13 protein-coding genes and 1 pseudogene are annotated in these 12,196 nt (G+C 48.3%); 13 read left to right on the top strand and 1 reads right to left on the bottom strand.

Features of this window, described 5'->3' with window-relative positions:
- Positions 1-8: 8 nt before the first annotated feature.
- The 7 genes from FYJ39_RS15350 (at position 9) to FYJ39_RS15320 (ending at position 5,614) form a co-directional block, all read left to right on the top strand.
- Complete coding sequence (locus tag FYJ39_RS15350; RefSeq protein ID WP_154473327.1) at positions 9-338, top strand: 4-oxalocrotonate tautomerase; 330 nt, start codon at positions 9-11, stop codon at positions 336-338.
- Between the two features lie 61 nt (positions 339-399).
- A complete protein-coding gene (locus tag FYJ39_RS15345) occupies positions 400-663 on the top strand; it encodes a hypothetical protein (RefSeq protein ID WP_154473326.1) in 264 nt (87 codons plus the stop codon).
- On the top strand, positions 660-1,259 hold the full coding sequence (locus tag FYJ39_RS15340) for a hypothetical protein (protein ID WP_154473325.1): 600 nt from the start codon (positions 660-662) through the stop codon (positions 1,257-1,259). The genes FYJ39_RS15345 and FYJ39_RS15340 overlap by 4 nt, the downstream gene beginning before the upstream one ends.
- Before the next feature lie 49 nt (positions 1,260-1,308).
- On the top strand, positions 1,309-2,106 hold the full coding sequence (locus tag FYJ39_RS15335; RefSeq protein ID WP_407923854.1) for a Fic family protein: 798 nt from the start codon (positions 1,309-1,311) through the stop codon (positions 2,104-2,106).
- Between the two features lie 163 nt (positions 2,107-2,269).
- Entirely contained in the window at positions 2,270-4,033 is a 1,764-nt protein-coding gene (locus FYJ39_RS15330) for a VirB4 family type IV secretion system protein (RefSeq protein ID WP_235919860.1), read from the top strand.
- A 15-nt stretch (positions 4,034-4,048) separates the two neighbouring features.
- The gene (locus FYJ39_RS15325; RefSeq protein WP_154473323.1) at positions 4,049-5,089 is read left to right on the top strand and encodes an amidoligase family protein; all 1,041 of its coding nucleotides are present in this window, start codon (positions 4,049-4,051) and stop codon (positions 5,087-5,089) included.
- Positions 5,090-5,101: 12 nt separating this feature from the next.
- Positions 5,102-5,614 (top strand): gamma-glutamylcyclotransferase family protein, encoded by a 513-nt coding sequence (locus FYJ39_RS15320; protein ID WP_154473322.1) that lies wholly within the window; start codon positions 5,102-5,104, stop codon positions 5,612-5,614.
- A 26-nt stretch (positions 5,615-5,640) separates the two neighbouring features.
- On the opposite strand, the gene FYJ39_RS15315 is transcribed toward FYJ39_RS15320, so the two are convergent.
- Entirely contained in the window at positions 5,641-5,976 is a 336-nt protein-coding gene (locus FYJ39_RS15315; protein ID WP_154473321.1) for a helix-turn-helix domain-containing protein, read from the bottom strand.
- A 921-nt stretch (positions 5,977-6,897) separates the two neighbouring features.
- On the opposite strand from FYJ39_RS15315, the pseudogene FYJ39_RS21710 reads away from it, so the two are divergent.
- From FYJ39_RS21710 to mobP3, 6 genes and pseudogenes are all read left to right on the top strand, one after another.
- Positions 6,898-7,275: pseudogene (locus tag FYJ39_RS21710) on the top strand (C40 family peptidase); the annotation flags it as partial.
- Positions 7,276-7,429: 154 nt separating this feature from the next.
- Positions 7,430-7,711: a chemotaxis protein gene (locus FYJ39_RS15305; RefSeq protein ID WP_154473319.1), complete on the top strand. Its 282-nt coding sequence runs from the start codon at positions 7,430-7,432 to the stop codon at positions 7,709-7,711.
- A gap of 71 nt (positions 7,712-7,782) precedes the next feature.
- Entirely contained in the window at positions 7,783-8,043 is a 261-nt protein-coding gene (locus FYJ39_RS15300; protein WP_154473318.1) for a DUF6103 family protein, read from the top strand.
- Between the two features lie 447 nt (positions 8,044-8,490).
- A complete protein-coding gene (locus FYJ39_RS15295; protein ID WP_154473317.1) occupies positions 8,491-8,904 on the top strand; it encodes a ribbon-helix-helix domain-containing protein in 414 nt (137 codons plus the stop codon).
- Between the two features lie 221 nt (positions 8,905-9,125).
- Positions 9,126-9,275 carry a hypothetical protein gene (locus tag FYJ39_RS21025; RefSeq protein WP_235919858.1) on the top strand — a complete coding sequence of 50 codons (150 nt, stop codon included), beginning with the start codon at positions 9,126-9,128 and terminating at the stop codon, positions 9,273-9,275.
- 59 nt (positions 9,276-9,334) lie between these two features.
- Entirely contained in the window at positions 9,335-12,184 is a 2,850-nt protein-coding gene (gene mobP3, locus FYJ39_RS15285; protein ID WP_154473316.1) for a MobP3 family relaxase, read from the top strand.
- Positions 12,185-12,196 lie beyond the last annotated feature (12 nt).

Raw genomic sequence — 12,196 nt, 5'->3', positions numbered from 1 at the left:
TTTACCGTATGGAAAAACGAAAAAATCTGTGTGCAATGATACCGGAAACATTGTACGCGCAGGTATGTTCTGAAAAAGAACAGCTGGAACTGACATTAAGCCAATATGTCGAGAGGATACTGAAAGAACATTTTGAAGGAGGAAAAGCGATGGCAAACGGGACAAGGACACTGGCATTTAAGGTATCGGAGGAACTGTTCATGCGTATTAAGGAACATCTGAAAAAGACCGGACAGAGCCAGAAAGATTTTGTGATCACCTTAATCGAGCAGGCACTGCAGGATGCAGAAAGAAATGAGGAAGAAGCACCTGAACAATCAGAAGAAAAAACAGAATAACGGATTCTAAAGCCGCCGGGCAGATGAAAAACCGGCGGTATTTTTATTTGGAGGTGAGCCTTTGTACATTTACCCTGACAATCTGAAATCCAAAGCGACTCTGTGGCTTTGGCAGCTGAAGGATATCGGAATCATCGGAGCCTGCGCTGTGGTCTCCATTTTGTTTTTGACGCAGACAGGCTTTTTTCCTCCCATTGTGCTGACGGCAGTCTATGCGTTTCTGACGATCCGCTTTGAGGACACCAGTATTCTGGATTTTATCCGTTATGCGTGTGCGTTCTTTTTTACCCGCCAGCAGCTCTATGAATGGAGGTATACCGAATGAAGAAAAAGAAAATATCAGAAAAAAAGGAAGCAAAGCAGCGTGCTTCCACCCGACAGCTGATCGGGGTAAAAGCGGTTACCGACTACAGTCTGGTCACCTATGGGCAGGGGGAACTGGTTTATTTTATTGTGAAGCCATCCAACATTTCTGTGCTTTCCGAGGCAAGTATCGGTGCAAGAATCTATGCGCTGATGACTGTATTGAAGGGCGTGGCGGAGATTGAGATGCTGTGCTTAAACAGCAGGGAGAGCTTTGAGAACAATAAACAGTTCCTGAAAATGCGGATGGAGCAGGAGGACAATCCGGTAATCCGCAGACTGTTGGAAAAAGATCAGAACCATCTGGATCGGATACAGGTGCAGATGGCGACAGCCCGTGAATTTCTGATCCTGCTCCGCTTAAAGGATGAGAAAGAATCCGAGGTGTTCCCCTACCTGTCCCGTATTGAAAAGTCCCTGAAAGAACAGGGATTCTCTGTCAAACGAGCGGACAAGGAAGATATCAAGCGTTTGCTGGCTGTGTATTATGAGCAGAATGTGACCACAGAAAAGTTTGAAGATTTTGATGGAGAACGCTGGATCATACCGGAAGATTAAAATGGTATGTCCGGTCTTTTCCTACTCTTTTTTACCAGAGTGTGGTATAATGAAAATAGTATACAAGGAAGGAGTGAACGACTTGAATTATCAGGAATTAGTGGAAAAGCGTGACCGCTATCAGGCAGAGCGCACATCCATTCCCGAATACACATTGCAGTCCTATGAGCAGGCATTTGAAATAGAATACACCCATAACTCCACGGCTATCGAAGGGAATACCCTGACGTTGATTGAAACAAAGGTGCTGCTGGAAGATGGGATTTCCGTAGGCGGAAAGCATCTGCGGGAATTGTATGAGGCAGTCAATCACCGCAATGCCTATCGTTATGTAAAAGAATGTATCGAAAAAGGGATGCCTCTGGATGAAAAAATCATAAAAGATATTCATGCCATGTTGATGGATCATATTTTTGTCGGCGGCATTTACCGAAATGTTGATGTTTATATTTCGGGTGCGCAGCATACTCCCCCGTCTCCGGGTGAAATGTACCATCAGGTCAAAGATTTCTATTCCGATCTGACATGGAAAGGGAAAGAACTGAATCCCATTGAGCTTGCGGCATGGACGCATGCCGAATTTGTGCGAATCCATCCATTCCTGGATGGAAACGGAAGAGCTTCCCGCCTGATTATGAACTATCAGCTTTTGGCAAACGGCTTTCCTGCGGTTTCGATTGCAAAAGAAAACCGTCTGGAGTATTTCAATACATTGGAAGCCTATGCGGTAGAGGGCAATCTGTCTCCATTCGCGGATATGATTGCCGGACTGGTGGAACAGCAGATAGATCGCTATCTGGAGATGGCAGCACCGCAGCAAAGCCCGGAACAATCGCAGACCATGTAACCATAAAACAGAAAAGAAACAGTCAAGTGCGTCGGATATTACGGTATCCGGCGTATTTTTTATGCCTGAAAACAGGCAGGAACGGGAGGTGTCCTTTTTGAAAAGAGTAAAAACTGCCCCTACAGAAGTAAAAGGCGATGTCCACATTCAGGAATTCCTGGATATGATCGCCCCCTCTGTGATCAAATTTGAAACAGACCATTTCATCTGCGGCAACACATACCGCTGTGTGTGGGCGTTAAGAGAATATCCGACCGCGACGGATGAACAGGCCATCCTGTCTCATCTCGGAGAAAAGGACGGTGTTACCTTGCGGATCTACACCCGCCATGTCACTCCGATAGAAGAAAAGAAAATCATCAGCAACGCCGCCAATAAAAACCGCATGGACCGGAGCAACACCAACGATCTGCAACAGACGGTGCTTGCGGAAAGCAACCTGCAGGACGTGACCACGATTGTGGCACAGATGCACCGCAACCGTGAACCGCTCCTGCATACCGCTGTGTATCTGGAACTGTGCGCCCATGATTTTGACCAGCTGAAACTGCTCCAGACAGAGGTGTTAACCGAGCTTATCCGTTCCAAGCTGAATGTGGACCGGCTGATGCTCCGCCAGCAGCAGGGGTTCCAGTGCGTCATGCCCACCGGATGGAATCTGTTCCGTGACCAGTTTGAACGGGTGCTTCCCGCCAGCAGCGTGGCAAATCTGTATCCGTTCAATTATTCCGGCAAGACCGATCCACAGGGATTCTATATCGGGCGTGACAAGTTCGGCAGCAATGTGCTGGTGGATTTTAACCGCCGTGCCGATGACAAAACCAACGCAAATATCCTGATCCTCGGCAACAGCGGTCAGGGCAAAAGCTATCTCCTGAAGCTCCTGCTGACCAATCTGCGGGAGACGGGGATGCATGTGTGTGCGCTCGATCCGGAAATGGAATATGAGGATCTCACCAATAACCTAGGCGGCTGTTTCATTGACCTGATGAGCGGAGAGTTCATCATCAACCCGCTGGAGCCAAAAACGTGGGATGAAACCGGCAGTCCGGAGGAATTGGACGCGCCGCAGACCTTCCGTATCCGTTCCCGCTTATCACAGCACATCAGTTTCCTCAAGGATTTCTTCCGAACCTATAAAGACTTTACCGACCGGGAAATTGATGTGATCGAGATCATGCTCCAGAAGCTGTATGCCAAATGGAACATCACAGATCAGACGGACTTCGGGAGATTGACCTCCAACGATTACCCGATCCTGTCTGACCTATATGCGTTTATGGAAGCGGAATATAAGGCGTTTGATGAGAGTAAACGGCAGCTTTATACCGCGGAGATGCTTCAAAGCATTTTGCTGGGACTCAATTCTATGTGTGTGGGTGCGGAGAGTAAATTCTTCAACGGACATACCAACATTACCGATTCCAGCTTTGTGACCTTTGGTGTCAAGGGGCTTTTGCAGGCCAGCAGGAGCCTAAAAAATGCGCTGCTTTTCAATGTGCTGTCTTTTATGAGCAATGAACTTCTGACAGAGGGAAACACGGCGGCAAGTCTGGATGAGTTTTATTTGTTCCTTACCAACCTGACCGCAGTGGAATACGTCCGCAACTTTATGAAACGTGTTCGGAAGAAGGACTCTGCCGTCATTATCGCCAGCCAGAACCTGGAGGACTTTAATCTGGATGGCGTCAAAGAATACACCAAGCCCCTCTTCTCTATCCCTACCCACCAGTTCCTGTTCAATGCGGGAAGCATTGACGCCAGATTTTATACGGATACCCTGCAGTTGGAGGAAAGTGAATATAATCTGATCCGCTATCCGCAGCGCGGCGTGTGCCTGTATAAATGCGGAAATGAACGATACAACCTGATGGTGACGGCTCCGGAGCATAAAGCCAGACTGTTCGGAAAGGCTGGTGGGCGTTAATGGAGGTGACAGTCTATGGATCTCAGGGAGCAGCGGTTTGGCATTGAAATTGAAATGACCGGCATTACAAGAGAAAAAGCGGCAGAGGTGACAGCAGAATATTTCGGGACACGGACGCACTATGTCGGAACGTACTATGATACCTATGCGGCCATAGACAGCCAGGGGCGTCAGTGGAAATTTATGAGTGACGGGAGTATCACAGCACAACGGAAAGTAGATGGACAGAGGGTAGATGCGGGAAAGGAATACCGCACGGAAATGGTCAGCCCCATCTGTACCTATGAGGATATCGTACCGATTCAGGAGATCATCCGCAAGTTAAAAGAATACGGAGCCATTACAAATAAGAGCTGCGGCATCCATGTGCATATCGACGCCTCTCCCTTTGATGCAAAAAAGCTGCGGAATATCACCAACATCATGGCTGCCAAAGAGGATTTGATCTATAAAGCACTGAATGTATCGGTGGATCGCCAGCACCGCTGGTGCAAACCTGTGGATCAGAGATTTTTGGAAGAACTCAACCGGAGGCGTCCTGCTTCCATGCAGGAGGTAGAGCGGATCTGGTATGACGGGTCAAGCCGCAGCTATGAACATTACGATGACAGCCGTTACCATTGCCTGAACCTCCATTCGGTTTTTCAAAAAGGGACCATTGAGTTCCGTCTGTTTAACGGGACGCTCCATGCCGGAAAGATCAAAGCGTACATCCAATTCTGTCTGGCGATTGGCGCACAGGCGCTTAATCAGAGCTGTGCCAGCCGCAAAAAAACGCAGACCACAAATGAAAAATATACCTTCCGTACATGGCTTTTGCGGATCGGTTTAAACGGGGATGAGTTTGCGACCGCCCGCCAGCATCTGCTGGCGAACCTGGACGGTTGCATCGCATGGAGAGATCCGGCGCAGGCGGAAGCACAAAAAGAACGGATGCGGCAGAAAAAAGAAAAGGAACAGCAGCAGGCCGAACAACTGTCGGAACCGCCTGCCCGTGAGCAGGAACATGAGACAGCCGGGGAAGAAATATCCCCGGCTTTTTGTATGCATATGTAAAGGAGAAAACGAATGAACAGAAAAGCAACTTTGTATATTGCCTATGGCAGTAACCTGAATCTGCCGCAGATGGCACATCGATGTCCGACTGCGGAAGTGGTGGGGGCAAGTCAGTTAAAAGATTATGAACTCCTGTTTCGCGGCAGCCGCCGAAGCGCCGTGGCTACGGTGGAACAGAAAGAAGGCAGTACAGTGCCTGTGCTTCTTTGGAGAATCCATGAGGGAGATGAAGCCTCTCTCGACCTTTATGAAGGCTATCCCCGCCTCTATGATAAGCAGATGATGGATGTGGAACTGGATGGAAAACCTGTGTCTGCGATGGTATATATCATGACTCCGGGGCATGAATTCGGAATCCCCTCTGACTATTATGTTGATACCATTTGGCAGGGATACGAGTCTGCCGGATTTGATACGCAGATTTTAGAGGATGCCGTAGAAAAAGCGATTAAACTGACAAGGCATCAGGAACAACAGGAAGCGACGGAACAGACATCCTTGTTTGGAATGGGTGGAATCAAATAAAACAGCCGTACCCGGACGGATACGGCTTAATTCTCAGAGAGACGTATGGACTTCACATAGGCTGCCAGCAGCTCCTCCACATGAGGAAGATATTTGGGATCAAGCCCTGAAAGAAGTTCCGCTACCCTCATATAGTCAAATGTGTCAGCAGTGCCAAACAGGATATAGTCGGCAGAAAGACCGAGAACCTTGCAAAGCTTCATCAGTGTGGAAGCAGAAAAACCCTTTGTTCCAAGCTCTACATCCGATAAAAAGGATGGTGACATTTCCGCCTGTTCCGCAACGTACTCCCTGCTGTAGCCTAACATTTCACGCTTTTCACGGATACGCATTCCAATACTGCTGTCATATTTTTTCGTCATGGGTTCACCGCCTTCATCCTCAATAACAATAGTTTATCCTACTCAATAGCATATAAACATCATCAATAGAGTTGAGTAAAACACCTCAAAAGAGTATAATGAGTATCAGCAATACAGGATGAAGGAATGAGAAAGATGAAAGAGAATGCGATGAGGAAACCATGCTGCAGATTGGACACATTGGAAATCGCCAGAGAAAAACAGACAAATAAGACAATCAAATAGAGCCTTTCCTTCGGGGCTTTATTTGTGATGTCCCGAAAGGAGGAATCGCCTATGGCAGCACCGGCGGCTGTGCTTGCAGTAAAAGCGGCACTTGTCGCAGCAACCGATCAAAGAGCCAGAACCGCTGTCCTTTCCGTGGTGGCGGCTGTGCTGACACCTTTTATTTTGATTATCGTGGTCCTGCTGTGTACCTTGTCGGGTACCGCAAACCACAACAATGCCGCTGTGGATCTGACATTCCACGGCGGCTATTTATCTTCCGAGATGCCCGCGGAGTACCGGATGTATATTGAAAAAATGCGGGAAAGCTTTTCTGACTTGGACGAGGTTTTGACCGAGATCAATGACATGTGTGAGGATGGAGGGGTTGATGATTACCGGGTAAAGGCCATTTTTTATGCTCTGTTCTTCGGCGCGGATCAGCCCAGAATGAGCGATGAGGATTACAGAACTTTCGCAGACTGTTTTGTAACCTACGCGGAACGGCAGGATGAGGACGGAAACTCATATACCGTGGCGGTACCGATTACAAATTTAGAAATCATATACAGCAACTTGGAGTCTGTGCTAAATCGGGTAATTACACCGGAAGATAAGAGTAACGCACAGCGGATTTATACACAGGCAAAGTACGGTTCTGCGGGAGGCGGTGAAGGCGGAAACGGTCTGCCTCCCGGAATTGCAATGGGAGACGGCAGTTTTAAAGCGCTTATGGAGGAAGCCACAAAGTATATCGGCTGGCCGTATGTGTGGGGAGGCAGCTCCCCAAGCACCAGCTTTGACTGCAGCGGCTATGTGTGCTGGGTCTATACCCAGTCCGGTGTTTATAACCTCCCCCGCACGACAGCACAGGGAATCTTTGACCAATGTTCTGTGGTTTCCCGTGAGGAAGCCAAGCCCGGTGACCTGATATTTTTTACCGGAACCTATGCTTCCGGAAGCCCGGTCAGCCATATCGGAATTTATGTAGGAAAGAACCAGATGCTGCACTGCGGCAACCCAATCGGATACGCAAATATTGATTCGGCCTATTGGTCGAGTCATTTCTACGCGATGGGCAGACTGCCCGGTTAGAAAAAATAAAGGAACAGGGATTGTGTGATAATCCCCGGAACGGGGGCGTGAACGAAAAAGTTTTCCCAAAATCAGTGGAAAACTTTGTTGGATGTCGGTATCGACTTTCGGACGGACAGCAGGTATTGTCTGTCGGTGAAAGGAGGCGACAGAGATGACAGAAGAACTACTAGATCAGCTGAACCAGATCGTGGAACAGAGGGTTCATCAGATCCGCAGGGGAATGGAGGGCGAGAGGGAACAGCCATACCAGAAGAAAATAAAAGAAGATGTGGAACGGATGGACAGGATTCTTAAAATGCTGCCGGAAAAAGAACGGGAATGGTTAGACAAGCAGCTGTTAGAACAGCTGACGGTTCCGGTGGAGGAACGGGAGCGGTATTATAAGGCCGACCTGTCAGACGCGATCGATCTTCTGCGGTTTTTAAAACGCTGAATGGAATCCCGGAATGGGCGCAGGCGCTGCCTGCCGCCTGTTTCGTTTGCCGGAAAGAACAGGAGGACAATATGAAAAATACGACTTTGACGGTGACTTTTAATACGGAAAAACTGGACGCCCTGCGGTTCCATATGGAGAAGAAGGATACGGATCTGCAGGCGGAACTCAATGATACGGTTCAGAAACTCTATGAAAAATATGTGCCGCAGGCGACACGCGAATATATTGACGACAAGGTTTCCCGTGAGCCAAAGGTAAAGGATCGCCCCCGCCGTTCCGTCCGTATCGCAGATTCTTCCGAAAGCTTCGCCTCCCAGGAGGAATCTTAAATACGATGCTGACTATGGACGGTCAGCATCAAACAAACAAAACCGGTCAGGCGCGGGAAACCAGTCTGCGCACTGAACCTCCGTGTTGCCCCCTGTACGCCCCTGTGTGGGCTTTTTCGGGCAGGGGTGGCATCCGTATACCCTTGCAGGCGTTTTGCGGGCTGTCGGGCGAATGTGAACGGAGTCCGAAAAGTATGGGGGAATTGTGGATAAGAGCCGATTGCGGCGATGAGATTGCAGGGTCGAAACGTGTGCAGGTTAAAGGGCGGGTGGCTTTAAAAAGCCCCCTCGCCCGATTTACACCGCCCGGCAAAGCCGTGCGGGGATTTCGCCTGCCACCCGGAAAATCCCGTTTCTAAAATTCAGGTGGCATTTTCAACCGAATCACGGGAAAACAGGAGGTTTTACAGGTGGCATTCCGCAAAAACAGCAGGAAAGGAGGACTTTATGGGAGGAAATGCAGAAAAGACCAAGTTCTCCATTCGGGTGGACACAGACTTGGTGGAATTGGCAGATACCTATATCCGAAGCTCCACGGTAAAAAACCGGACAGAACTGATTGAGAACGCCCTGCGGTTTTATCTTGGCTTTCTCACAGCTCAAAAGGCGGAAGATTATCTGCTGCAGTCGTTGTCATCCGTGATGACAGGAACCGTGCAGGACAGTGAAAACAGACTGGCCCGGATGGATTTTAAAATAGCGGTGGAGCTGTCCAAGCTGTCGCAGGTGATTGCATATTCCCATGACATTGATGAGGATGCATTGAAACGGCTGCATCTGAAATGTCTGGAGGAAGTCCGGCGCATCAACGGCGCCATTGATTTTGAAAGTGCATATAAATACCAGAAACGTGAAACCTAAAGAGTGAAAAAATCTTTGTTGGTTTTGGATATGGATTGTTTCCGGTGATTCGGATATGGTTTGTAAAAAGGAGTTGATACACAATATGGATCAAAAAGATATTTTGGAAACAGTCATCTGTGAGATGACAGAACGCGCATTGGCAATACGGAGGGAGACATGCGAAGAAGCGGAACAGCAACTCTACAAAAAAGCATCCGCTCTCCAAGCAGAAACAGGAAGTGCTGGAAAAACTCACGCCGGAGAAACGTCAGGTGGTGGAAGATTACATTGTCACAATCAATTTAATCGCACAGCATGAGTGTGAGTACCTCTATGTGCAGGGCGCAAAGGACTGCGTAGAGTTATTAAAGAAACTCGGAGTGCTGTAATGGATTGCAAAGGAAGGTCTGCTGCGGCAGATCTTTTTTGTTTGTAGAGGGATGGTGCTATGCCAAAAATCATTTTTACTTCCCGCTATCTGCGTGACGCACCTCCGGAGCAATTAGAAAACTATGTCCGATACATCGGAACCCGTGAGGGTGTAGAAAAAGTTGATGAAAGCAAGCGGCATCTGCCTGCGACCATTCATCAGAAAGAGTTTATCAGACAATTAATCCGTGATATTCCGCAGGCAAAAGAAATGTTGGAGTATGCGGATTTTTTATTGCATCCAACCATCGGGAACGCATCGGAACTGATCTCCTGTGCATTGGAGCAGCATCTGGATTTGGTCGCAAAGCGTGAAAACTATGTGGATTATATTTCAAACCGGCCCCGTGTGGAGCGCATCGGAGAACACGGTCTGTTTACAGACGCAGGAAAAGCGGTGGTGCTGCGGCAGGTACAGGAAGAAGTGATGCGGCATAAAGGTGCGGTCTGGACACATGTGGTCTCTCTGCGGCGGGAAGATGCGGCACGGCTCGGATATGATAGCGCAGAACAGTGGATGGCATTGCTGCGTTCCAAACGGGCTATGCTGTGCAGGCATATGAAGATCGACAGTACCAATCTGAGATGGTATGCAGCTTTTCACAATGAGAGTCACCACCCACACGTGCATCTGATGGTCTACTCTGCAAAAGACAATGACGGATATCTCACAAAACAATCCATCGAAGCAATGCGTTCAGAATTGGCGCATGACATTTTCCGTCAGGATTTTGCTCATATTTATGAGGAACAAAATCAGGCGCGCGGAGATTTGAAATCCCAAGCCGAAGAAGTCATGCGGCAGATGACAGCCGCTTTGCGTACCGGAACAACCGTAAATCCTGTCATAGAAAAAAAGATGATCCGGCTGTCCAAGCGTTTGCAAAATACCACCGGAAAAAAAGTATACGGTTATCTCAAGCGGGATGTAAAAAGCCTGATCGATGAGATTGTGGATGAACTTGCAAAGGACAGTCGTGTGGATGCATTCTATCAGGCATGGGGCAAATGGCAGAACGAAATTCTGCTGACTTACCAAACGCAGGGTGTTTCCCTGCCTCCCCTGTCTCAACAGAAAGTGTTTAAAAGTATTAAGAACATGATCATTGCAGAAGCAATGCAGCTTGCAGGTCAGAACTTTGTATTTGAAGATGAAGCGATGACGGAATCCACTGAAGAACCGGAAATGATACTGCAAGATGCAATGCCAAGCATGGATGCTGTTCCGGAACAGTATGAACCGTATTCGGAGCAAGGAAATCACAAGAATCGTGACGCCGGATGGTGGAGCAAAGAGTATAAACAGGCACGGAAATATTTATATGGCGATGATTCCACTCCACAGGATTTTGTAAAGGCGTTTCATATGTTCCGGCAGGAAGCGGAAAAAGGCAACGGATTTGCGATGCATGATCTGGGACGGATGTGCGCTGACGGTTTGGGATGTGAAATCAATCCGGAATTGTCACAGGAGTGGTATGCAAAAGCATTGTCTGCATTCCATGCAGCAGAGCAGAGTGTTCAGCCAAAGCAGCGCCCCTATCTTTGGTATCGCATCGGGAAAATGTATGCAGCGGGGCTTGGTACAGAACAAAATTATGAAACCGCAGCCGAATGGTTCTCGCAGGCGGTTGCAGCCGACCATAAGTATGCCCAGTATTCTCTTGCCGGTTTATATTACCGCGGACAAGGTGTAGAGCAAAGCTATGAACAGGCATTTCACTTGTACTGTCGCTCTGCGGAACAAGGGAATCCTTATGCAGATTATGAAACAGCAAAAATGTATCGGGATGGGATCGGAACAACGGTACAGCCGAAACAGGCGGAACAGTCTTTCCAATCCGCTTTTCATGGTTTTGCCGCTTTGGAAAAGCAAAGTCATGACGATAAACTGCAGTACCGTTTGGGACAAATGCTGCATACGGGAACCGGAACAGAAAAAGATGAGAAAGCTGCGGCAGAGTATTGGGAAAAGTCCGCAAAGCTCGGAAATGTCCATGCCCAGTATGCTTTGGCAAAGCTGTGGCTGGAAATAAACAACGGAGATGTATCCAAAGCACTACAATGGTTAACAAAAGCGGCGGATGGCGGTCATGCGCCGGCACAATACACATTGGGAAAGTGTTATCGGGACGGGATTCATGTAGATAAGAATATGGAACAGGCAGTACATCTGTTTTTATTATCCGCTGAACAAAACAACGAGTATGCGGCGTACCAGCTTGGCAAGTTGTATCTTGCCGGAGAAGGAATTCCAAAAGATGCAGAACAGGCAGTAAAGTGGCTGAAGTGTGCTGCAGAACAAAAGAATGCCTATGCCCAATATACGTTAGGGAAACTTTATCTCTGCGGGGAAGATGTGCCGCGGGATATTGAAAAAGCGCTGGATTACTTGAAAGCGTCTGCAGAGCAGAAGAACGAATATGCGTCCTATCAACTTGGAAAATTGTATCTTACCGGAGAAATGGTTCCAAAAGATGTGGAAACTGCGGTACGCTATCTGGAAACATCCGCAGGGAACGGAAATCAGTTTGCCCAATATGCATTGGGGAAGCTGTACCTGCAGGGAAAGGACATCCCCCGTGACAAAGAAAAAGCGGTGCGTTATCTGGAAGCATCCGCCGCACAGGGGAACCTGTATGCCAAGTTTCTGCTGGAGCATTTGGATTCTTTTCGAGATCCGTCTGCGTTTCTTGCAGCTACCCGTTTACTGCATCGTCTTGAAAGTCTGTTCCGTGAGGATTATCGCAAAACAACCGGCGGCACTTCTTATTCGATTGACCGGAAACGCAGACGCAAGCTGGCCGAGAAAAAACAGGCACAGGGACATAAACGGGATGACTATGAACCCATTCGGCAGATTTATTGACAGGAGGTGTGT

It is taken from the genome of Clostridium porci, from assembly GCF_009696375.1.
GTDB lineage: Bacteria > Bacillota > Clostridia > Lachnospirales > Lachnospiraceae > Enterocloster > Enterocloster porci.
Note: the sequence above shows the minus strand (reverse complement) of the source record. Positions and strands in the feature narration are given on the sequence as shown.